The sequence below is a fragment of the Streptomyces sp. AC602_WCS936 genome, assembly GCF_019049125.1.
GTDB lineage: Bacteria > Actinomycetota > Actinomycetes > Streptomycetales > Streptomycetaceae > Streptomyces.
On sequence record NZ_JAGMUF010000008.1, the window covers coordinates 359,615 to 381,386 of the forward strand.

A 21,772-nucleotide genomic window follows, 5' to 3' on the forward strand; every position below is an offset into this window, starting at 1 on the left:
GTCCGGCGGGTCAGAACCCGACGGACTGGAGGGCGCCCAGGCCCACGTCGGCGTAGGAGTGCTTGCCGGAGACGAAGATGTTCACGCCGTAGTAGTTGAACAGCCAGCAGGCGAAGGCGGCCAGGGCCAGGTAGGCGGCCTTGCGGCCCTTCCAGCCGGCGGTGGCGCGGGCGTGCAGGTAGCAGGCGTAGGCGACCCAGGTGATGAAGGACCAGGTCTCCTTGGGGTCCCAGCCCCAGTAGCGGCCCCAGGCGTCGCCCGCCCAGATCGCGCCCGCGATGATCGTGAACGTCCACAGCGGGAAGACGGCGGCGTTGACGCGGTAGGCGAACTTGTCGAGGGACGCTGCGGAGGGCAGGCGGTCCAGGACGGAGTCGGCGAAGCGGCCGGGGGTGCCGCCGGAGGCGAGCTTGTTCTCGTAGCCGTCCTTGAACAGGTACAGGATCGTGGAGACCGCGCCGACGTAGAAGACCGCGCCGCAGAAGATCGCCGTGGAGACGTGGATGTACAGCCAGTACGAGTGCAGCGCGGGGACGAGCTGGTCGCTGGCGGTGTACAGGACCGTGACGGCGAGGCCGAGGTCGAGCAGGACCGTGGTGGTCAGCGGCAGGCCGAGCCAGCGGACGTTCTTCTTCAGGGCGAGCAGCACGAGGTACACGCCGACGGCGGTCGTCGTGAAGGTGATGTTGAACTCGTACATGTTGCCCCACGGCGCCCGCTTCACGGACAGCGCGCGGGCGATCACACCGGCGGCCTCGAGGGCGAAGGCGAGCACGGTGAGGGAGATGGCGATCCGGCCGTACAGGTCGCCCTTCTCGGTGCCGCCGTGCGCGCCGGGACCGTCGGGCACGTCGCGGGAGCCGGTGGCGGCACGCACCACGACCTTCGGCCGCTCCAGTACGGCGGTGCCGCCGGCCTTGTTGACGGTGACGGCCGGGGCGGTCTTCGTCTTCGCCGCCGCCTCGCCGTCCGAGGTGAGCGCCGCGGCGGTGCGGCCGACCTTGCTGCGGCTGCCGAAGAGCCACTCGGCGATGTAGGCGAAGAACGCCAGCGTGTAGACGGCCATCGCGGAGTAGATCAGCGTGTTGCTGATGTTCGCGAGGTTCTCGTTGGTCGCGGCGGCCAGCGTGGTTGCGGCCTCGGTTGCGGCGGCGAGAGTCACTTCTCAGACCCTTCGGCAGATACGACGTGGGTGTCGGGGGAATCGGGGGTGTCGTCGTCGTTCTTCGGCTCGTACAGGACCCCGGCGAGGTCGCCGAGTTCCTCGGGGACCTTCGCGGACTCGCTGCGTCCGAGGCCGGCCATCTCGACGACCGTGACGCCGTCGTCGCCCTTGACGGCGCGCACCCAGACGCGGCGGCGCTGGATGAACAGGGAGCCGGCCAGACCGAGGATGGCGGCGACGGAACCGGCGAGCGCCCAGCCGCTGGCGGGCTGCCGGGTGACCTGGAAGTTGGCCCACTCCTGGACGCCTTCGAACTTGACGGTGCCGGCGCCGTTCGGGAGGGTCATGGTCTCGCCGGGCTTCAGCAGCTTCTTGAACAGCTCGCCGTCGGAGTCCTTGAACTCCTTCAGCTTGGTCTTGTCGAGCTGGTAGATGCTCTTCGGAATGCCGGCGTCCACACCGAGGTCGCCGTGGTAGGCGGAGAGCGCGAGCACCGGGTTGAGCAGTGCCGGGAAGGTCGAGTACATCGCGCTGCCCTCGCCGCCGTAGGTCGGCACGAAGAACGCGTTGAAGCCGAGCTGCTCCTTCTTCCCGTCGGCGTTGCGGTAGCCGTCGCGGACCATGACGGCGCCGGAGGAGGTGACGTTGGAGTCCAGCGGCAGCAGGGCGGTCGCCCCCTTGTCCATGACGACGTTGCCCTCGGCGTCCTTGATCGTGAGGATCGGCGCGTAGCCGTGGGCGGTGAGGTAGACCTTGGAGCCGTCGATCTCCAGCGGCTTGTTGACCTCGATGACCTTCGACTGCGCGTCGCCGTAGGCGCCCTCGGTGTAGGTGACCTCGGCCTCGTAGACGCGGGGGGTGCCGCGGTTGGGGCCGGTCGCCTCGTAGGTGCCGTGGAAGTCCTTCAGGCTGAAGCTGAAGGGGACCAGGTCGTGGTCCGGGTCGAAGAGGTTGCCGGACTTGAAGTCGTCGTACTGGGTGAGCGTGTTGGAGAAGCCGTCGCCCTCCAGGATCAGCTTGTTGCCCTCGTACTTGAAGAGCTGGCCCCAGGCGAAGGCGATCAGCATCACGATCAGCGCGACGTGGAAGACCAGGTTCCCGGCCTCGCGCAGGTAGCCCTTCTCGGCGGCGACGGCGTCACCGACGAGGTGGGAGCGGAAGCGGCGCTTCTTCAGCAGCTTCAGCGCGGCCTCGCGGACCTCCTCCGGCTCCGCCCCGGTACGCCAGGTGGTGTACGCGGGCAGCCGGGTCAGGCGCCGGGGGGCGCCCGGCGGACGGCCGCGCAGCTGGCCGACGAACTGCCAGGTGCGCGGCACGATGCAGCCGATGAGGGAGACGAACAGCAGGATGTAGATCGCGGAGAACCACACCGAGCTGTAGACGTGGAAGAGGCCGAGCTTGTCGTAGAGGGGCCCGAGGAAGTCGTGGTTCCCGCGGAACTCCTCGACCTTCATCGCGTCGACGCCCTCCTGCGGGATCAGCGATCCCGGGATGGCGCCCAGCGACAGCAGCAGGAGCAGCAGCAGCGCCACCCGCATCGAGGTGAGCTGCCGCCAGAACCAGCGGAACCAGCCGATGAAGCCGAGGGAGGGGAGGTTCGGGGCCTCCTCCTTGGGGGCGGTGGTCAGCTGGGAGCCGGCGGCGCCGAGGTCCTGGTCCTCGCCGGGTGCCGGGGTGCCCTGCGGGGTGCCCGTGGTGGTCTTGCTCATCGGTCAGATCCCTACAGTGAAGCCGTTGGACCAGGTCTGCATGTCCTGCACGATGCTGTCCCAGGCGCCGGTCAGCAGCAGCAGACCGGTCGCGATCATCATGCCGCCGCCGATCCGCATCACCCACACATAGTGGCGCTTGATCCAGCCGAAGGCGCCGAGCGCCTTGCGGAAGGCGACCGCGGCGAGCACGAAGGGCAGGCCGAGGCCCAGGCAGTAGGCGACGGTCAGTATCGCGCCGCGGCCCGCCGTGCCCTGCTGGGAGGAGAGCATCAGCACGGAGGAGAGCGTGGGGCCGATGCAGGGCGTCCAGCCGATGCCGAACAGGGCGCCGAGGACGGGGGCGCCGATCAGGCCGCTGACCGGCTTGCGGTGGAAGCGGAACTCGCGCTGGGTCAGCCAGGGCATCAGGCCCATGAAGAAGACGCCCATGAGGATCATGAAGACGCCCAGCACCTTGTTCAGCACGTCCCGGTTGCCCTGGAGCGTCTCACCGAAGTAGCCGAACAACGCGCCGCTGGAGACGAACACGGCGGTGAAGCCAAGCACGAAGAGGGAGGCGCCGGCGACCATCCGTCCGCGCCGGGCCTCTTGGAGGTCGGTGCCGGTGACGCCGGTCACGTAGGAGAGGTAGCCGGGGACGAGCGGCAGGACGCAGGGCGAGAAGAAGGAGACGAGGCCGCCGAGCAGCGCGATGGGCAGGGCCACCAGCAGGGCGCCGTTGAGCACCGTGCTGTTGCTTCCCGCCACGGCGAGCGTGGACAGTGCGCTCACGTCACTTCTCCGACCCGCCGGAGGTGTCCTTCAGGTACGGCTCCAGCATCTTGCGGAGCTTCTCCTCGCTGAGCGCCTGGAGGGTGCGGGCGGCGACCTTGCCCTCCCGGTCGACGATCAGCGTCGAGGGGATGGCCTGCGGGTTGAGGGTGCCCTTCTCGAAGCGGAGCAGCAGCTTGCCGGCCGGGTCGTACAGGCTCGGGTAGCTGACCCCGAACTCCTCCTCGAAGGCCCGCGCGGGGCCGACGGAGGTGTCGCGGGTGTTGATGCCGAGGAACTGGACGCCCTGGTCCTTGACGTCCTGGTAGACCTTCTCGAAGTTCTTGGCCTCGGCCCGGCAGGGCGGGCACCAGGAGCCCCAGACGTTGAGGACGACGACCTTGCCCTTGTAGTCGTCGATGTCGGCCTGACCGCCGTCGACCGTCTCGCCGGACAGGTCGGGGGCGTCGGCCCGCTCGCCCTTCTTGACGGTGGAGATGCCGTCCGAGCCGGTGACGAAGCCGGTCTGGCCACCGCCGCCCGAGGTGCCGCCGGAGCCGCACGCGGTCACGAGCAGCGCCGAGACCGCCGCTGCGGCGGCGAGGGCGGCGCGACGGCGGACGCGGACGGCGGTGCGGTTCGAGCGGTTCGAGCGCAGGGGGGCGCTGCTGGCGGCACTCATGTGAAAAGTTTCGCATGTCCGTTCCGGGGATCTTGCGCACCCCCCTCGCGGGCGGAAACCCGCATTTCAGGCGGGGTTTCCCGAGGGGGTCGAGGTGCCTGTGCCGGTCCCCTTGAGGAAGGCGTTCCAGCCTCCGGCCGGCCGCTGCCCCACCTCGACGGTGCGGAGCTTCGCGAGCACCTCGGGCTTCTGCACGTCCAGCCAGTCGGTGAACTGGCGGAAGGAGACGAGCCGTATGTCCTCGCCCTTCTCCTTCTCCCGGGCGATGTGCTTGAGGACGTTCTCGACGGCGTCCATGTAGATGCCGCCGTTCCACTCCTCGAAGTGGTTGCCGATGAAGAACGGTGCCCGATTCGTCTCGTATGCACGCTTGAAGCCGGATACGTAGGCGTCGGTGGCCTGTTCGCGCCAGCCGGGGTAGTTGTGGGCGGGCGCCTTGGTGGAGTTGACGGACTGGTTGGCGAGGATGTTGTAGTCCATCGAGAGCACCTCGAAGGAGTGTCCGGGGAAAGGTATCTGTTGGAGGGGCAGGTCCCAGATCCCGTCCTTCTTCGCGGGCCACACCTGACGGCCGCCGGGCGAGGAGGCGTCGTAGCGCCAGCCCAGCTCGCGGGCGGTGGGCAGCAGGTTGTCCTGGCCGAGGAGGCAGGGCGTGCGGCCGCCGACCAGCTCCTTGTCGTAGTCGAAGGGCAGGGCCGGGAGGTCGGTCCAGCCGCTGGTGGTCTTCCACTCCTTCACGAAGGACTTCGCCTGGTCGATCTCGCTGCGCCACTGCGCCGGCGTCCAATTGCCGACGCTGCCGCCGCCGGCGCAGAAGTGCCCGTTGAAGTGGGTGCCGATCTCGTGGCCGTCCAGCCAGGCCCGGCGCACGTTGGCGAGGGTGTCCTTGATGTGGGCGTCGGTGAGGTAGCCGATGTCCGAGGCGCCGCGCGGGTTGTTCGGAGGGTCGTAGAGGCGCTTCTTCGACTCGGGCAGCAGGTACAGCCCGGAGAGGAAGAAGGTCATGTGCGCGCCGTGCTCCTGGGCGAGGTCGAGGAAGCGCGGGAAGAGCCCGTTGCCGACCTCGCCCGCCCCGTCCCAGGAGAAGACGACGAACTGCGGCGGCGTCTGCCCCGGCTCCAGCGGCACGGGCGCGTCCGGCTGGTGGGGCTGCTTGCCGGTGTACGACGTCGAGCCGTCCCCGATGGGCTTGGCGGGGGCCTTCTCGCTGCCGGAAGGCGAGGGTTTCCCGGAACCGCCGGCCGAGTGCGAGCCGTCCGACGACGGGTGGGAGCCGGTACCGCAGCCCGCCAGCCCGACGGCGGCCGCGGCGCCCGCGCCGAGTTGGAGCATCCCCCTGCGGGTGAGAGTGCGGGTGGAAGTGCGCATCGCAACCTCGTTCGTCACGTCCTCTGGTGGTCACTAGGTGAGAGGACGTGACGAACGTGCGGGTTCCGGAAATTTGTGCGGATTGCGTGACGGAGGGTCAGGCGGGGATCAGGCCCCGTACGCCTTGCCCTGCTGCCCCTTGACCGGCTTGGCGCCGGCGAGGAGGTGGGCGGGGACGAGGTCGCGGGCCGGCTCGGTGTAGCCGACGGAGACGATGCGGTCGCCCCGGTACGTGAACGTCGTCAGGGACGCCAGCGTGCACTGCCGCTTGCGCGGGTCGTGCCACAGCCGCCGCCGCTCGACGTACGACCGCAGGATCCAGATCGGCAGCTGGTGGCTGACGACCACGGCCTCGTGCCCCCGCGCCCGCTCCTTGGCCGCGTCCACCGCGCCCATCATCCGCACCACCTGGTCGACGTACGGCTCGCCCCAGGACGGCTTGAACGGGTTGACCACGTGCCGCCAGTTGCCGGGCCGGCGCAGGGCGCCGTCGCCGATGCCGAAGGTCTTGCCCTGGAAGACGTTGTCGGCCTCGATGAGCCGCGCGTCGGTGGCGAGGTCGAGTCCGTGCGCCTTGGCGATCGGCGTCGCCGTCTCCTGCGCCCGCTCCAGCGGGGAGGCCACGACGTACGTCACGTCGCGCTCGGCCAGGTGCTCGGCGACCCGGTCGGCCATGCGCCGGCCCAGGTCGGAGAGGTGGTAGCCGGGCAGGCGGCCGTACAGGACACCCGTGGGGTTCTCCACCTCACCGTGCCGCATGACGTGGACGACGGTGAGCTCCTGGTCGTCGGTGCCGGTGTCGTGGCTCACGCCGTCGCCTCCGCAGCCGCGCGGGCCGCCGCCGGGAGGGCGTCTGCGATGCGCTGGACGGCCCGCTCGTCGTGGGCGGTGGACACGAACCAGGACTCGAACGACGACGGCGGCAGGTAGACGCCCTGGGAGAGGAGCGAGTGGAAGAAGGCGGTGAAGCGGAAGGACTCCTGCGCCTTGGCGTCCTCGTAGTTCCGCACCGGGCCGTCGGTGAAGAACACGGAGAACATGTTGGAGGCGGTCTGGAGGGTGTGCGCGACGCCCTCCTTGCCGAGCGCCTCGGTGACGAGGGCCTGGATCTGGAGGGAGGTGGCGTTGATCCGGTCGTACGCCGCCTCGTCGAGGAGCCGCAGCTGGGCGAGCCCGGCGGCGGTGGCGACGGGGTTCCCGGAGAGGGTGCCGGCCTGGTATACGGGCCCGGCCGGGGCGAGGTGCGCCATGACGTCGGCGCGCCCGCCGAACGCGGCGGCGGGGAACCCGCCCCCCATGACCTTCCCGAAGGTCAGGAGGTCGGGAACGACGCCCTCCACCCCGTACCACCCGGCACGGCTGGTCCGGAACCCGGTCATGACCTCGTCGGAGACGAACAGCGCGCCGTTCGCGGCGCACGCGTCCTTGAGCCCCTGGTTGAACCCGGGCAGCGGCGGCACGACGCCCATGTTGCCGGGCGAGGCCTCGGTGATCACGCAGGCGATCTCGCCGGGGTGCGCGGCGAAGGCGGCGTGCACGGCGTCGAGGTCGTTGTACGGCAGCACGATCGTGTCGCTCGCCTGGGCGCCCGTGACGCCCGGGGTGTCGGGCAGCGCGAAGGTCGCGACGCCGGAGCCGGCGGCGGCCAGCAGCGAGTCGACGTGACCGTGGTAACACCCGGCGAACTTGACGACCTTCGTCCGCCGCGTGAAGCCGCGGGCGAGCCGGATGGCCGACATGGTGGCCTCGGTCCCGCTCGACACGAGCCGGACCTCCTCCAGCGGCGCGACCCGCTCCACCATCGCCTCGGCGAGGGCGACCTCCCCCTCGGCGGGCGTGCCGAAGGACGTCCCGCGCGCGACCGCCTCCTGCACGGCGGCGACCACCTCGGGGTGGGCGTGCCCGAGGATCATCGGACCCCAGGAGCAGACGAGGTCGACGTACTCACGCCCGTCGGCGTCCGTCAGATACGGGCCGGTGCCGGACACCATGAACCGGGGCGTGCCGCCGACGGCGCCGAAGGCCCGCACCGGGGAGTTCACGCCGCCGGGCGTGACGGCCGCCGCGCGGTCGAACAGAGCCTGCGAGGCCGGTGCTTCGTATGGGTATGCCAGTTCGCTCATGACCTGCGACTTCTCCGACCTTCTCGACCTTCTCCGACGTATCGGACCCTGCGCGGCGTCTGGTTGCCCAGGGTGACTTCGTCAAGGGTAGACAACCGCCCCCAATGCCGTGCCGTCTGCCAGACTGGAACTCATCCACGCAGCTCACCTGGGCGACGCGGGCGGGGCTGCCGACCGTCCGGCGGGCATATGTCCCACCGCACGTTTCGGCGAGCGGCCGTGGGGGAGGTCACTGACACGATGATCGGGTTGCGCGGCGGGGGCCACGCGTCCTAGAAAAGCAGTCGGGTGGAGATATGCATCGCGGTGGCGGACTGGGCGAGGGGACCGACGACCTGGGTCCTCGACGTGCCCGGCGGGGAAGGCACCGACGCGAGGCGGCGGAATCGACCGAAGCACGTCAGGCACACGGCACCCCGGGCGAGCCGGACCGGCTCGACGGGCAGGCCGACCGGCTGGGGGCGGGGAGCAGGAATGGTGGTCGGGTGGGGGTGACCTACAAGTACTTCGGCGCGCCCGACGGCGCGACCGCGGCCCGCGTCCCGATCTCCATGCGCCCCGAGGAACTCGGCGGCGACGAGCTCGGGATGAACGGCATGTTCACCAAGATCAAGCCGGAGACCATGGCCGCTATGGTCCTCACCGGCATCGAGGGCGTGCCCCTGCACAAGGTCCCCCCACTGGAACTGGTCGTCCTCCACCCCGACTACGCGGTCGTGAAGCTTCCGATGACCGTCGTCGACCCCCTGCGCGGCATCGGCGAGGAGGCGGTCGGCGCGGCGGCCTTCATATGGTCCACGGTCCCGGACCGGGGCGGGCCGCGGGACGCGTTCAACGTGTACCAGTTGCTGCACGAGTGGCAGGACTTCTCGCATCGGCTGCATGAGGCGGGGCATCAGCCGTACTGCCTGGTGTGGCCCTGAGCTGGGGTTTCGTGGAGGTCGGGCGGTGTATTCGGGGGCCTCGCCCTACGGGCTTCGAGCCGACGAGCCGCACCTCGCCGGCGGTGACCAGCCGGGCCTGAGACGTTCATCAGCGCGGTCGCTCCTCCCCTCGTACATACCGGCCGACCGACAGATTCACTTGTCCCCTCACGTGTGGTGAACCGGGCCCGAAGGCCGCCCGCCGGGCCACGCGCCGCCGGCCGTGCCGGCGATGCGACCCACGTCTCGGCGGGAGACCATCGGTGTACTGGTGTTTTCCGGTTTCGACGGCGCGCCCGCGATCCCGCTCGCGACCGTGTCACGGGTTGGAGGGGCAGTATGACGGACGGTGTGTGTCGTGAGGCGGGGGACGAACCGGGTTTCTGGCAGCAGGTCGTCGAGCAACTGGCAGTCGCCGTGACCATGGTGGACCCGACCGGACGGATCCTCATGGTCAATCCGGCAGCCGAGCGGCTGCTGGGCCGCACCGCGGCGACGATGCGGGGCAGGGACATCCACGACCTGCTGCACCGCGACACGGACGGCGGCACGATCCCGCGTGGGGCCTGCCCCTTGCTGCGGACACTGGCCGAGGGAACCGCGGCGAACGGGGAGAGCGAGACCTGCCTGCGGGGCGACGGCCGCCGGATCTCGCTGTCCTGGTCCACTTCTCCGCTGCCGGCCGGAGGACCGGTCCGGGGCACGACCGTACTGCTCACCGACACCACCAATGACCGCACCGCGCATCAGGAGCGTGTTGCTTATACAAGCGCTCTGGAGGACCTCACCGGACGACTGACCCTGGTGGCGGAGATCACCGATGTCCTCGGCCAGACCCTGGAGATCGACGAGGCACTCACCCGGCTCAACCGCCTCCTGGTACCCCGGCTCGCCGACTGGGCCGCGGTTGATCTCCTGGTCGGCGCCGATCAGGTCCACCGCGTCGCGGTGACCGGTCCGGAGGGGCGGGACACCGGCCAGGAGGACTGGCGCGGGCGTCTACCACCGGCCGGTGAGGCCGCCTCCTCCCCGCTGGTCCAGGTGCTGCACGGGGGCGAGCCCGTCCTGCAGAGCCCGTCAGAGGCGAGTGCTCCGCCCGGCTCTCCACTGGCCGCGGTCCACAACGGCTTCCTGCGGGCGGTGCGAGCGTCGTCCGCCATCTCCGTACCGCTGGGATCCTCCCGTCAGGTCGCCGGCGCCCTGACATTGGCGCGCATCAGTCCCGACCACCCGTTCGACGCCGCTGATCTGAGGATCGTGGGCGACATCGGCCACCGGGTGGGGCGGGTCATCGACAACGCCCGCCGCTTCGGCCGTCAGCGCGCGGTCGCCGAGGCCATGCAGCGCAACCTGCTCGCTCCGCTGCCCCGACACGGCCGGCTGCGGCTGGCCGCGCGCTATCAGCCGGCCCCGGCCGGTTCCCAGGTCGGGGGCGACTGGTACGACGCCTTCGAGCAACAGGACGGCGCGATGGCCCTGGTCATCGGCGATGTCGTGGGGCACGACCTGACCGCGGCCGCCGGCATGGCCCAACTGCACGGCATCCTGCGTTCGCTGGCGTGGGACCACGCCGGTTCCCCGGGCGCCGTCGTCGACCGGCTCGACATCGCCATGCCCGCCATCACGACCGTCACCATGGCCACCTTGATCCTCGCCCGCGTCGAAGGCCCGGACACCGGTCCATGGACCCTGCGGTGGTCCAGCGCCGGACATCCGCCGCCCTTGCTGCTGACCCAGGACGGACAGGCCCGCTATCTGGAGGCCGGACAAGGGATCCTCCTCGGCGTCGGCCTGGAGAGCGGAGAGCGCAGGCCCGACGGAACGGAGCCCCTGCCTCCCCGCTCCACTCTCCTGCTCTACACCGACGGCCTGGTCGAAGTCCCCGGCAGTGACCTGGACACCGGACTCGGCCGACTGCGCCGTCATGCCCTCGCGCTGGCCGACGAACCGCTGGACACGTTGTGCGACGAGCTGCTCGCCCGCACACCGCCCGGCAGCACCGACGACGTGGCCCTGCTCGCCCTGCGGCTGCCGTCGCCCTAGCCCACCGCCATGACACGGGACGTGGTGCTCAGGTGCTCAAATGCTCAGGTGCTCAGGTCTCGAGGACCAGGACACGGAACGGGCCGAGCGGCGCCGTACGAGGTGTGTCACCGTCCACGTACCGCCACCCCCAGGACCGCAGCGCCTCGACGGTCCCGTGGTCGGCACGGTTCACCAGCGTCACGGCTACTGCGACGCCGTGGTCGGTGAGCAGCCGTTTCTGCAGCCGCCGGGCGAGGTTCCAGGAACGGTCCGGATTCTGCCTGCGTACGCGGGGCGGAACGTGAATCCCGGAGACCACGAAGAGGCGCCCGGCGGCGGCGAGCCGGAGCAGCCTCCCCGGCAGGTATCCGTCGAAGCCGTCCCACCAGGGACCGTCGCCACGTACGGGAAAACCGTAGGCGCACCCGGTCAGCCCGGTGCTCTCCGCGATCAGCAGCTCGAATCCCGGACGCCGCACGTCGACCGCCAGTCGCCGCAGAAAGGCGCCGCGGGCCTGGTTCCACGCCCAGGGGCCGCCGCCGGACGTCTCCGCGTACAGGTCGCCCAGCTCCTGCAGATGGTCCTCGATCTGGCACCGGGTCAGTGGACGGACGCGCTGCCCCTCGCGGGGCGAGGAGCCTCGTTCCGGCCGTGACACGCTGGTGGTCCCCCCACCGCGTCGGCGTCGGTCCGGGCCGACGGGGCGACCGAGGAGCTGTGGGTTCGTCGGCGGAACCGGGGCGTTCAAGATCATGAGGCGAGCCCTGCCCCGGGCACGGGCGGTCCGGCCCGGCGTCGTCGGTCGCCGAGAGCGGCGCCGGGTCGGAACCGGTGCGCGACATGCCCTCGGTGTCTTCAACCGTACTCCCGAAACCTCGCCACTCGAACGGAGTGGCCCGGTCCGCGGCACCCGGCCGGGTGTCCGTCGCCAACCGTGTCGTACGGCTGCGGCAGAGATCGCCGTGCACACTTAGGACCCAGTCGTTCCGCTCGCCCCCGGCCACAGCCCCTGGGACCTGCGGGTCCTGCCGCCTGGCACAGCCGAGGAGGCGACCGGACCGATCACGACCGCCGCGCTCGGCGATGTACCCGACACCCCGGGAAAGGTCGGCACCAACAGGACATGCCGACCGCCGGCCGAGCTCCACCAGGAGACGGGGGACAACCGATCGCTCTGCTGCCAACACGGAGTCACGGAGGTCACGGAGGTCACGGAGCATGACTCCCACCAGCGCCACCCTGGCCCGGCCCGCACCGGCCCCGGTCACCACCTGCCAACGTCCTCCCACAGAGGCCACCGGCACCCTGCCCGCCCCCGTCACCCTCCCCTTGGTCCCGGTTCTTCGGCGTCCTCGCCGCCCTGCCGCACAGCACCCGGAGCAGGGCGGTGACCGAGCATGACGGCGGGCCGGTTCTCGTCCCTGCGTGGCCGGTTCGGCCGCCGTCCCCGCCCCGCCGATGCCGCGTCCGGCGCGGTCACCGGACTGTTCTCCATCCCGGAGGGAATGGCGTACGCGTCGATCGCCGGGTTCAACCCGGTCGCCGGCCTGTACGCCGGTGTCGTCCCCGCGGTCGTCGGCTCGCTGACCTCCCGTACCGTCCTGATGGTCACCACGCTCACCAGCGCCATCGCGCTGACCTCGCAGAGCGTGCTGTCCGACGCCGGGCTCGACCCGAAGGACGCGGGCAACGTCGCCGTACTGACCGTCATGGTCGGCGCGGTGATGCTGCTGATGGGCGCGCTGCGCCTCGGCGCGGTGATGAGCTTCGTGTCGAACGCCGTGATGACCGGCTTCTCGACCGGCATCGCGCTGCAGATCATCGTCGGGGTGCTGGGGGACGCCACCGGGTACGACCCGGATGGCCACAACAAGCTGTACCAACTGGGCGACTGGCTGGCGCACGCCGGCCAGTGGCAGGGTGCCGCGACCGCCGTCGCCGCCGTCACCGTCGCCGTGTGGGCGGTCTCCCGGGCCGTGCGGCGGCTGGAGCCGGTGGCGCTGCTGCTCGCCATGGTCCTCGTGAGCGTCGGAGTGGCGCTGCTCTCCGTCGACGTGGAGCTGGTGCGGGGCATCGCCGCCATCCCCGCCGCGCTGCCCTCCTTCACCGCCCCCGACCTGTCCGCCGTGCCGGACCTGGTCGGCGGGGCGTTCTCCGTGGCGCTGGTCGCACTGGCGCAGGCGGCCGGTATCGCACCGTCGATGCCGAATCCGGACGGCTCCCGCTCCGACGTCAACGGCGACTTCCGGGCCCAGGGCTACGCCAACCTCCTCGGCGGCCTCTTCCAGTCACTGCCGTCGGGCGGCTCGATGTCCCGGACCGGCGTCGCGGTCAGCGCGGGTGCCCGCACGCGGTGGGCCGGGGTGTTCTCCGGTGTCTTCCTCGCGCTGGTGGTGCTGGTGTGCGGGTCGCTGGCCGAGCGCATCCCGATGCCGGTGATCGGCGGACTGATCCTGGTCGTCGGCGGGGAGCTGGTGTGGGGCAAGCGGCACGACATCGTGCTGGTGCTGCGGACCTCGTGGCTGTCGTCGGCCGCCATGATCCTCACCTTCCTCGCCACCACCCAGCTCCCGCTCCAGCGGGCCGTCGTCCTCGGCGCCGTGCTCTCCCTGCTGCTGTACTGCGTCCAGGCCGCCCGGCAGGCCCGCCTCGTCGCCCTGCACCGGGACCCGGACGGGACCTGGCGCACCGCCGAGCCGCCGAAGCGGCTGCCGCCCGGCGAGGTCACCGTCCTCGACTACGCGGGCGCCTCCTTCTTCGCCGAGCTCCCCCGCGTCGAGGCCCGGCTGCCGTCGGTGGGCGGCGCCCACGACGCCGTCCTCGTCCTGGCCGTCCGCACCCTGCCCGACGTGCCGTCGTCGGCCGTGGTCAAGCTCCTCGACCGCTACGCCCGCACACTCGCCGGGCAGGGCGGCCGGCTCGTCCTCGCCGGGGCGCAGCCGCCCTTCGTGCGGGTGCTGGAGGCGACGGGGCTGCGGGAACGGCTCGGTGAGGGCGGGGTCGTACCGGCCGCACCGGAGCTGTTCGCCCCGCTGGAAACGGCGATGGCCGACGGCCGGGCGTGGATCACGGCACGGCGGCGTGCCGGGGGCGGTGAGGGTGGGAGCCGTCAAGCCTGATCGTCCCGAAATGCGCATGCTTCCGCCCGATGTTGAGATGGGACGGACCTTCGTCGAACGGAGCCAGACATGGGCAGCGGCGTCTCCAACGAGGAGCACCTCCCCTTCGAGGACACCACCGACTTCGAGAACGCCGACCGCGGGTTCGTCGGCGCCCTCGCGCCCGCCGTGGTCACGGCGGACGACGGCCGGGTCGTCTACGACAACGACGCCTACGCCTTCCTCAAGGGCGACTGCCCGGACACCGCGAACCCGAGCCTGTGGCGCCAGGCCCAGCTCTGCGCGAAGCAGGGCCTGTACGAGGTCACCGACGGCATCTACCAGGTGCGCGGCCTGGACCTGTCGAACATGACCCTCGTCGAGGGCGAGCGCGGCGTGATCGTCGTCGACCCGCTCATCTCCGCCGAGACGGCCGCCGCCGCCCTCGCGCTCTACCGCGAACACCGCGGCGACCGCCCCGTCACCGGCCTGATCTACACCCACTCCCACGGCGACCACTTCGGCGGCGCCCGCGGCGTCCTGCCGCGCGGCACCGAGGAAGGCGTGCCGGTCCTCGCCCCGGCGGGCTTCCTGGAACACGCGGTCAGCGAGAACGTCTACGCCGGAAACGCCATGACCCGCCGCGCGGTCTTCATGTATGGCGACCGGCTGCCCAAGGCCCCCGACGGCCAGATCAGCGCGGGCCTGGGCATGACGACGTCCACCGGCACGATCACCCTGATCCCGCCGACCGTGGACATCACCCGCACCGGGCAGGAGGAGACGGTCGACGGCGTCCGCGTCGTCTTCCAGATGACCCCGGGCACCGAGGCCCCCTCCGAGATGAACTTCCTCTTCCCGGACCGCCGCGCCCTGTGCCTGGCCGAGAACGCCACGCACAACATGCACAACATCCTGACCCTGCGCGGCGCCGTCGTCCGCGACGCCCGCGTCTGGGCCCGCTACCTCGACGAGGCCATCGACTTCTTCGGCGACGGCTACGACGTCGCCTTCGCCTCCCACCACTGGCCGACCTGGGGCCGGGAGAACGTGGTCACCTTCCTGGCCGAACAGCGCGACCTGTACGCGTACCTGCACGACCAGACGCTGCGCCTGCTCAACTCCGGCCTCACCGGCCCGGAGATCGCCGAGGAGATGCGGCTGCCGCCCGCGCTGGAGAAGTCCTGGCACACCCGCGGCTACTACGGCTCCCTCTCCCACAACGTCAAGGCGGTCTACCAGCGTTACCTGGGCTGGTTCGACGGCAACCCGGCCCACCTGTGGGAACACCCGCCCGTCGAGCAGGCCAAGCGGTACGTCGAGGTGGCCGGCGGCCCCGAACAGGCGCTGTCGAAGGCGCGGGCGTACATCGGCGCCGGCGACCTCCGCTTCGCCGCGACGCTCCTCAATCACCTCGTCTTCGCCGACCCGGGCAACCAGGACGCCAAGGAGACCCTGGCCGGCGCCTACGACACCCTCGGCCGGGGCGCCGAGAACGGCACCTGGCGCAACTTCTACCTCACCGCCGCCATGGAACTGCGCCACGGCCCCAACCCCGCCGTACTCGACCCCGCCAACCCCGAGATGGCGATGGCCCTGACCACGAGCATGCTGCTGGACTCCATCGCCGTACGCGTCGACGGCCCCCGCGCCTGGCACGAGGACCTCGTCATCGACCTCCTCCTCACCGACGAAGGCCGCCGCCACCGCCTCACCCTCCACAACGGCGCCCTCACCCACCGCGGCTCCCCCGCCGACCGGCAGCCGCGGACCCCGGCCGGGCTCACCCTCACCCTCGCCAAGCCCCAGCTGCTCGGCATCCTCGCCGGCAAGGGCCTCGACGGTGTGGCGACGGACGGCGACCCGGCCCTGCTGGCCCGCCTCTTCTCGTACGTCACCGAGCCCGACAAGTCGTTCGCCGTCGTCACGCCCTGACAGCCCCCGCGCCCCCGTGGGCGACTGCGCGACGGCAGGCGGCTCTGTACGGGGCACGCGCGCATGTCGGTCACGGTGTGCCGGGCACCAGTCCGACCCGGTAGGCGAGGACGACGGCCTGGACGCGGTCGCGCAGGCCGAGTTTGGCCAGGATGCGCGACACGTAGGTCTTGACGGTCTCGGGCGTGATGAACATCGACGCGGCGATCTCCGCGTTCGACAGCCCCTCGGCGATCAGTTGGAGAACTTCCAGTTCGCGGGGGGTCAGCGCTCGCATGACGTCTTGTCCGGCCGGCCGGGAGGTGTCGGCCGGTCGCAGATGCTGGGCGAAGTGGCCGATGAGGTGGCGGGTGACGGCGGGTGCCAGCAGGGCCTCGCCCCGGGCGACGGTCCGGATGCCGTTGACCAGTTCCGCCGGGGGCGCGTCCTTGAGGAGGAAGCCGCTCGCTCCGGCGCGCAACGCGTCGTAGACGTAGGCGTCGACGTTGAACGTGGTGACGACCAGGACCTTCGGCGCGCCTTCGGTATCGGGGCCGGCCAGTTGCCGCGTCGCCTGGATGCCGTCGAGCAGGGGCATCCGGATGTCCATAACGACCACGTCGGGGCGCAGCCGCCGCGCGGTCTCGACCGCCTCGTGGCCGTTCTCGGCCTCCCCGACGACCTCCATGTCGGGCTGCGCGGAGAAGATGGTGACGTAGCCGGTCCGCACCAGCGCCTGGTCGTCGCAGACGAGCACACGGATCGGTGGCGACGCATCGCTCACGGGACTCACTCCTGAAGGGGCTTGGACGGAATCGCGGCCCGGACCTCGAACCCGCCTCCGGGCCGGGGGCCGGCCTCCAGTTCACCATCGAGCATCCGCACCCGTGCACGCAGCCCGGCCAGCCCCCGGCCGCCCGAGAGCCCCGGCTTCCGCTCGACCGGTGCGGCGGCGGGCCCGTCGGTGGTCACCACTATCTCGATGCGCTCGTCGCCGTGCCGGAGCAGGACCCGTGTCGGCTTCCCCGCCGCGTACTTCATGGCGTTGGTGAGCGCCTCCTGCACCACCCGGTACGCGGCCAGCTCCACGTCCACGCTCTGCGGCCGCCGCTCACCCTGCTCGCCGAACTCGACCGACTGACCCGACCTGCGGGCCTGCTCGACCAGGTCCCCGACCCGCCCCAGTGCGGGTGCCCGGCCCGCACCCGCCGGGTCCGCGGACGCCGACTCGCCGGTCGCCTCCAGGACACCGAGCAGGTACCGCAGTTCCGTCAGCGCCCGGCGGCCGGTGTCGCTGACGGCCGTCAGCCCCTGGCCGGCGCGGTCCGGCGCGGACGTGAGCAGGAACTGCGCCGCGTCGGCCTGGACCACCATGGCCGTCACGTGGTGGGTGACCACGTCGTGCAGCTCGCGGGCGATCCGCGCCCGCTCGGCGGCCGTGGCCACCTCGGCGGCCAGCCGCCGCCGCTTCGCCTCCTGTGCCCGCCGCGTGCGCACCGTACTCCCCATCAGCCAGGCCGCGGCCGGTGCCAGAGAGAACGCGAGATAGTCCAGTAGCGACAGCGGCGAGCCGAGGTGGTTCAGGACGGCGGCCAGCACGGCGTAGCCCGCACTCGCCATGACCACCAGGCCGTGGCGGAAGCGGACCTGGTGGGCCCCGGCGGAGTACAGCGCCAGGTACAGCCCCAGGCTCGCGAACGTCGTCGCGAAGCCCAGCGCCTGGTGCACGGCGAACGCGCCCGCGACGGCGGCCAGACAGGCGGCGGGCCACCTGCGGCGGACCGCCAGCGGCAGGCTCTGGGCGAGGATCAGCCCGAAGCTCAGCACGTTCGCCGGCCGCTCGGGCAGGTCTCCGATCTGCGCGCCGAGGTTGGACAGGGTCGGCACGAAGGCCAGCAGGGTGAGCGTCAGGGCGAGGACGCCGTCCTTGAGGAGGGCGTCCCGGGTCTGCCACCGGTCGAGCGGCGCACGGAGCAGCGGGTGGGCGCGCCAGGGCGTCTGACGGGTCAGCACTTCTGTCTCCTCCGGTCGGCCTGTCTCAGTGGCCCGCGCGTCGACGGGACTTGATGCCACCGTTGCGGTGGGCGAGGACGAGCATCGAGACGGCGAGAGCCACGCCGATGAGGACGGGCACGATCGACGTCTCCAGGCCGAAGTCGCCGCCGTTTAGGAGGGCGGAGCCGTGGACGTCGACGGTGAACAGGCCCTCGGGGGCGTGTCCGGAGACCGGGATACCGAGCAGCTCCTGCGTGGTGTTCCAGGCGAAGTGCAGACCCACGACGAACCAGATGTTACGCCGCCACAAGAACGCGGCTCCGAGCAGGACGCCCGCCTCCAGAGCGATCGCCACTCCGCTCCACGCGTTCGCGCCCGGGGCGCCCAGGTGGGCGACACCGAAGAACAGCGAGGTGATCACGATGGCGGCCCCGCTGCCCCACAGCTTCTCCAGGGCCTGCAGGGCGAGACCGCGGAACATCAGCTCCTCGGTGACCGCCGCGCCGATCTGCACCGCGACCGCGGACCCGACGACCGACACGAAGCCGTCGCCCGCCCAGGAGAACGAGTAGCCTCCGAACGCCGTGACCAGGAGGGCGGAGACGAGGATGAAGCCCAGGCCGATCCCGCCGCCCAGCAGCGCCTCCCGGCCGGCCCCGGACCGGGCGATCTCCGGCGCGGAGCGTCGTGCCACACGGCGCATGACGTAGCAGTACACGGCCACCGCGGCGACCGCGCCCAGCACCGGCACGGGGCCGGGTCCGGTCGCCGTCAGCCCCGAGACCAGGCCGACGCCGGCCATTCCCGCCAGCATCCAGCCGAGCGGAGACCGCACGATCCGACCGAAGCGGCCGCCGCCCCCGTCGTGGTCCTTGCCCGGGCCGGAGCCTGCGCTGTGTCGTACGGCGGACGTCGTGTCCATGGTGGCCTCCCCGGTAGTGGGTCACCCTTGCGGCGACCTGACGACCACGGTAGGAATCCGCACACGTCCACGAATCACCCCTGCATGGACAGCTCATGTAGCTCTCACGGGGGATGCACCACCCAATGCACCACCCGCCCGCGCGATACGTGAGCGCGGCCAGACCGGCCGCGACCTCCATGCCGATCACCCCGGGACCAAGCGGTTCGGCGACCTCACCTGTCCGCCCACCGCGGAGGGCCGGCTCGGCGGCCCGGGGTCCCCCGAGCGAGCTACCTGTTTCGTCCTCTCCGGGGTGACTCGCGCCACCGGTGGCCTCTTGTTGACTCGAACCGTCAACACAGCGGCCGGACAAGGCCGTTCAGCCCAGCAGCCAAGGACAACACCATGACCACAACACGCAGTTCCGCGCGGCAGGGCTTCCCCAAAGGCCGCCGGATCGCCGAAGCTCTGCTGGTTTCCACGCTGGCGGGAACCACACTGGTCGCGTGCGGTGCCGACGCCGAGGACTCGCGACCGGCCGAGATCGCCTGGGGCGAGTGCCCGCCCCTGGCCGAGGGACAAACCCGTGACCCCGACCTGGCCTGTGGAACGTTGGAGGTGCCACTCGACTACCAGAACCCGGACGGCACGAAGATCGACGTGGCGGTCTCCCGGCTGTCCACCGCCCAGCCCGGGAAGCGACGTGGCGTTCTGCTGCTGAACCCCGGCGGGCCGGCCCTGGGCGGTCTCGGCATGCCGGAGACCATGGCGTCCACACTGCCGAAGTCCGTGCTGGACCGCTACGACCTGATCGGTTTCGACCCGCGCGGCGTCGCACACAGCACCCCACAGAGTTGCGGTCTGCAGGACACCAGCGTGTCCGGACTCTTCCCCTACCCCGCCGCGGACGGCTCGATCACCGAGAACGTGGCCCGCGCCGAAGCCGACGCCAAGCAGTGCGCCGACACGGTGGGCAAGAACCTGCGGCACTACAACACCGCCAACACCGCCCGCGACATGGACCGCATCCGACAGGCGCTCGGTGAGAAGAAGATCTCCTACTGGGGCCAATCCTACGGCACCTACCTCGGTACCGTCTACCGCTCCCTCTTCCAGGATCACACCGACCGGATGGTCCTGGAAGGCAACGTCGACCCCACCAAGGTGTGGGCCGGCCAGGTGGCGGACACCTGGGGCAAGGGCATGGCCGACCGGTTCCCCGATGCCGCCCGCGTCGCCGCTGCCCAGGCGAGCACCCTCGAGTTGGGCACGGACGTCGCGCAGGTGACCCACACCTACCTCACCCTCGCCGACCGGCTCGACCGCACGCCCGCAGCGATTCCCGGCGCATCGGTGTCGCTGGACGGGGCACTGCTGCGGAACACGACCTACGCCCTGCTCCTGGACAACGACACCCTTCCCCTGCTCGCCAAGTTCTGGAAGGCCGCCGACAACCTGGCCCACGGCAGCACCACGGCCGCCGACACCGCGGTTCTCAAGCAGGTGTTCGCCGCCCCACCGACGTCCCCGGGCATCCCCGCGGACAACCAGGCCACCATGTTCATGGCTCTCACCTGCGGCGACGCCGAATGGCCGCACGACGTGGACGGCTACGCCGCCCGCACCACCGCCGACCGCGAGAAGTGGCCGCTCACCGCGGGCATGCCCGCCAACATCTGGGCATGCGCCTACTGGGACAAGCCGGCCGAGGCGACCGTCGAGGTCGTGAAGGGCGGCCCGCGCAACACCCTGATCCTGCAGAACCGCCGGGACAACGCCACCCCGTGGGAAGGCGGCGTCGGACTGCACAAGGCCCTCGGCGACGGCTCTGCCTTCGTCGGCGTCGACAACGGCGGGCACTCCGTCTACGGCGAAGGCTCCGCCTGCGCCGACAAGGCCACCGTCGGCTTCCTGACCACCGGCCACCTGCCGGACGAGGACGTCTACTGCACCGACGTCGCCCAGAAGTAACCCGCCGGGACGCGGTGCTTCCCTGGCCGGTCCGTTGTCCAGCTGCAGCCGCCTCGACGGGACCGACAGAAGTCGCCCCAGCCATCACAGCGATGGCCGAAAGCCGCCGCATCGACAGACGGAGCGCCTGTCGGTCGACCTCGGGCAGGGAGACATCCACCCGGCCCGCCTGGAACGTCCGTGGCCCCGCCACCGCTCCCCAGCCCGCCTTCGACACCCGCGTCGTCGACGGCCAGGTGGAGGTCGGGCTGCGCCGGGAGGACGGGACGGAGCAGCCGGGCGACCGTGTCGCGCCCACGGTCGGCGAGCTGGTGACCTGCCCGTTCTGCATGAGCGTCCGGGTGGCCCCGTCCCTCACCGCCGGGCCGACTACAGGAGATCCCTCGGAGTTCACTGACCGGGCTTCGCGCCCGTCGGGCGGCAGGCGCGGCCCGGACAGCAGCCGCACGCCTCCTCCCCGGCGTGGGACGCAACGGCCCCCGTGGCGGCCGGAGGGGTGGGGGCGCAGCAGCCCTTGCCCTGCCAGGCGTCGCGTCCTTCCTTGACCGCGATGCCCGCGATGACCAGCGCGGCGACCGGGTCGGCCCAGGACCAGCCGAGGGTGGCGTTGAGGGCGAGGCCGATCAGCAACACGGCTGAGAGGTACGTGCACAGCAACGTCTGCTTGGAATCCGCCACGGCCGAGGCAGAACCCAGGTCGCGCCCGGCCCTGCGTTGGGCGGCGGACAGGAACGGCATGATCGCGAGCGAGAGCGCGGCAAGCACGATGCCGGGGACGGAACGCTCGGCCTCGCCGGTTCCGGCCAGCGCCCTGACCGCGTCGACGGCGACGTACGCGGCGAGCACGAAGAACGACACCGCGATGATCCGGAGCGTCGTCCGCTCCCGGGCCTCTCGCACCGCGTGGTCGGCCGCGGAGAACTGCCAGGCGACCGCGGCCGCGGAGGACACCTCGATGACGGAGTCCAGACCGAAGCCGATCAGCGCGGTGGACGAGGCCTGCGTACCGGCGGTGATGGCGACGACCGCCTCGACGACGTTGTAGGTGATCGTCGCGGCGACCAGCAGCCGTATCCGCTTCGCCAGCGCTTCTCGGCGGGCCGGAGAAGGACCGAGGGACATGGACGTCTCCGCGCTCATGG

General features: G+C 71.3%; 17 protein-coding genes. 5 read left to right on the top strand and 12 right to left on the bottom strand.

The annotated features are described in order from the left end of the window. Positions 1–10: 10 nt before the first annotated feature. The 7 genes from ccsB to hemL all read right to left on the bottom strand — a co-directional run bounded on the left by ccsB (position 11) and on the right by hemL (position 7,800). Complete coding sequence (gene ccsB / locus KUM03_RS04450) at positions 11–1,162, bottom strand: c-type cytochrome biogenesis protein CcsB (RefSeq protein WP_217245650.1); 1,152 nt, start codon at positions 1,160–1,162, stop codon at positions 11–13. Beyond that, on the bottom strand, positions 1,159–2,874 hold the full coding sequence (locus KUM03_RS04455; protein ID WP_217245651.1) for a cytochrome c biogenesis protein ResB: 1,716 nt from the start codon (positions 2,872–2,874) through the stop codon (positions 1,159–1,161). The genes ccsB and KUM03_RS04455 overlap by 4 nt, the downstream gene beginning before the upstream one ends. Before the next feature lie 3 nt (positions 2,875–2,877). Next, positions 2,878–3,648, bottom strand: a complete 771-nt coding sequence (locus tag KUM03_RS04460) for a cytochrome c biogenesis CcdA family protein (RefSeq protein WP_217245652.1) — start codon at positions 3,646–3,648, stop codon at positions 2,878–2,880. A 1-nt stretch (position 3,649) separates the two neighbouring features. After that, entirely contained in the window at positions 3,650–4,309 is a 660-nt protein-coding gene (locus KUM03_RS04465; RefSeq protein WP_217245653.1) for a TlpA disulfide reductase family protein, read from the bottom strand. A 66-nt stretch (positions 4,310–4,375) separates the two neighbouring features. Then, positions 4,376–5,677, bottom strand: coding sequence for a hypothetical protein (locus KUM03_RS04470; protein WP_217245654.1), 1,302 nt, complete (start codon positions 5,675–5,677; stop codon positions 4,376–4,378). 108 nt (positions 5,678–5,785) lie between these two features. Beyond that, positions 5,786–6,436, bottom strand: coding sequence for a histidine phosphatase family protein (locus KUM03_RS04475; protein WP_217245746.1), 651 nt, complete (start codon positions 6,434–6,436; stop codon positions 5,786–5,788). 47 nt (positions 6,437–6,483) lie between these two features. After that, positions 6,484–7,800: a glutamate-1-semialdehyde 2,1-aminomutase gene (hemL, locus tag KUM03_RS04480; RefSeq protein WP_217245655.1), complete on the bottom strand. Its 1,317-nt coding sequence runs from the start codon at positions 7,798–7,800 to the stop codon at positions 6,484–6,486. Positions 7,801–8,096: 296 nt separating this feature from the next. Here hemL and KUM03_RS04485 point away from each other — a divergent pair, with 296 nt between their 5' ends. Continuing rightward, positions 8,097–8,723 carry a hypothetical protein gene (locus KUM03_RS04485; RefSeq protein WP_217245656.1) on the top strand — a complete coding sequence of 209 codons (627 nt, stop codon included), beginning with the start codon at positions 8,097–8,099 and terminating at the stop codon, positions 8,721–8,723. A 339-nt stretch (positions 8,724–9,062) separates the two neighbouring features. Next, positions 9,063–10,766 (top strand): SpoIIE family protein phosphatase, encoded by a 1,704-nt coding sequence (locus tag KUM03_RS04490; RefSeq protein ID WP_217245657.1) that lies wholly within the window; start codon positions 9,063–9,065, stop codon positions 10,764–10,766. Between the two features lie 52 nt (positions 10,767–10,818). Here the strand turns inward: KUM03_RS04490 and KUM03_RS04495 are convergent, their stop codons facing one another. Next, positions 10,819–11,406, bottom strand: coding sequence for a hypothetical protein (locus tag KUM03_RS04495; RefSeq protein ID WP_217245658.1), 588 nt, complete (start codon positions 11,404–11,406; stop codon positions 10,819–10,821). Between the two features lie 739 nt (positions 11,407–12,145). On the opposite strand from KUM03_RS04495, the gene KUM03_RS04500 reads away from it, so the two are divergent. Next, positions 12,146–13,867, top strand: coding sequence for a SulP family inorganic anion transporter (locus KUM03_RS04500; protein ID WP_217245659.1), 1,722 nt, complete (start codon positions 12,146–12,148; stop codon positions 13,865–13,867). A gap of 69 nt (positions 13,868–13,936) precedes the next feature. Further along, a complete protein-coding gene (locus KUM03_RS04505) occupies positions 13,937–15,781 on the top strand; it encodes an alkyl/aryl-sulfatase (protein ID WP_217245660.1) in 1,845 nt (614 codons plus the stop codon). A 70-nt stretch (positions 15,782–15,851) separates the two neighbouring features. Here the strand turns inward: KUM03_RS04505 and KUM03_RS04510 are convergent, their stop codons facing one another. Genes KUM03_RS04510 through KUM03_RS04520 form a run of 3 tightly spaced genes read right to left on the bottom strand, consistent with a single transcriptional unit; the run spans position 15,852 to position 18,677 of the window. Continuing rightward, positions 15,852–16,544, bottom strand: coding sequence for a response regulator transcription factor (locus tag KUM03_RS04510; RefSeq protein WP_217245661.1), 693 nt, complete (start codon positions 16,542–16,544; stop codon positions 15,852–15,854). Between the two features lie 5 nt (positions 16,545–16,549). Beyond that, complete coding sequence (locus tag KUM03_RS04515) at positions 16,550–17,773, bottom strand: histidine kinase (protein WP_217245662.1); 1,224 nt, start codon at positions 17,771–17,773, stop codon at positions 16,550–16,552. 25 nt (positions 17,774–17,798) lie between these two features. Beyond that, positions 17,799–18,677: a CPBP family intramembrane glutamic endopeptidase gene (locus KUM03_RS04520; protein ID WP_217245663.1), complete on the bottom strand. Its 879-nt coding sequence runs from the start codon at positions 18,675–18,677 to the stop codon at positions 17,799–17,801. Between the two features lie 387 nt (positions 18,678–19,064). On the opposite strand from KUM03_RS04520, the gene KUM03_RS04525 reads away from it, so the two are divergent. Next, positions 19,065–20,630 (top strand): alpha/beta hydrolase, encoded by a 1,566-nt coding sequence (locus KUM03_RS04525; RefSeq protein WP_217245664.1) that lies wholly within the window; start codon positions 19,065–19,067, stop codon positions 20,628–20,630. A gap of 390 nt (positions 20,631–21,020) precedes the next feature. Here KUM03_RS04525 and KUM03_RS04530 read toward each other — a convergent pair whose 3' ends face one another. Continuing rightward, a complete protein-coding gene (locus KUM03_RS04530; protein WP_217245665.1) occupies positions 21,021–21,770 on the bottom strand; it encodes a cation transporter in 750 nt (249 codons plus the stop codon). Positions 21,771–21,772: the final 2 nt, after the last annotated feature.

Bases quoted from the DNA above. Each gene is read 5' to 3' on its own strand.
- KUM03_RS04455 (WP_217245651.1), bottom strand. From the start codon at position 2,874: ATGAGCAAGACCACCACGGGCACCCCGCAGGGCACCCCGGCACCCGGC.
- KUM03_RS04465 (WP_217245653.1), bottom strand. From the start codon at position 4,309: ATGAGTGCCGCCAGCAGCGCCCCCCTGCGCTCGAACCGCTCGAACCGC.
- KUM03_RS04470 (WP_217245654.1), bottom strand. From the start codon at position 5,677: ATGCGCACTTCCACCCGCACTCTCACCCGCAGGGGGATGCTCCAACTC.
- KUM03_RS04475 (WP_217245746.1), bottom strand. From the start codon at position 6,436: ATGCGGCACGGTGAGGTGGAGAACCCCACGGGTGTCCTGTACGGCCGC.
- hemL (WP_217245655.1), bottom strand. From the start codon at position 7,800: ATGAGCGAACTGGCATACCCATACGAAGCACCGGCCTCGCAGGCTCTG.
- KUM03_RS04485 (WP_217245656.1), top strand. From the start codon at position 8,097: ATGCATCGCGGTGGCGGACTGGGCGAGGGGACCGACGACCTGGGTCCT.
- KUM03_RS04490 (WP_217245657.1), top strand. From the start codon at position 9,063: ATGACGGACGGTGTGTGTCGTGAGGCGGGGGACGAACCGGGTTTCTGG.
- KUM03_RS04500 (WP_217245659.1), top strand. From the start codon at position 12,146: ATGACGGCGGGCCGGTTCTCGTCCCTGCGTGGCCGGTTCGGCCGCCGT.
- KUM03_RS04505 (WP_217245660.1), top strand. From the start codon at position 13,937: ATGGGCAGCGGCGTCTCCAACGAGGAGCACCTCCCCTTCGAGGACACC.
- KUM03_RS04520 (WP_217245663.1), bottom strand. From the start codon at position 18,677: ATGGACACGACGTCCGCCGTACGACACAGCGCAGGCTCCGGCCCGGGC.
- KUM03_RS04525 (WP_217245664.1), top strand. From the start codon at position 19,065: ATGACCACAACACGCAGTTCCGCGCGGCAGGGCTTCCCCAAAGGCCGC.
- KUM03_RS04530 (WP_217245665.1), bottom strand. From the start codon at position 21,770: ATGAGCGCGGAGACGTCCATGTCCCTCGGTCCTTCTCCGGCCCGCCGA.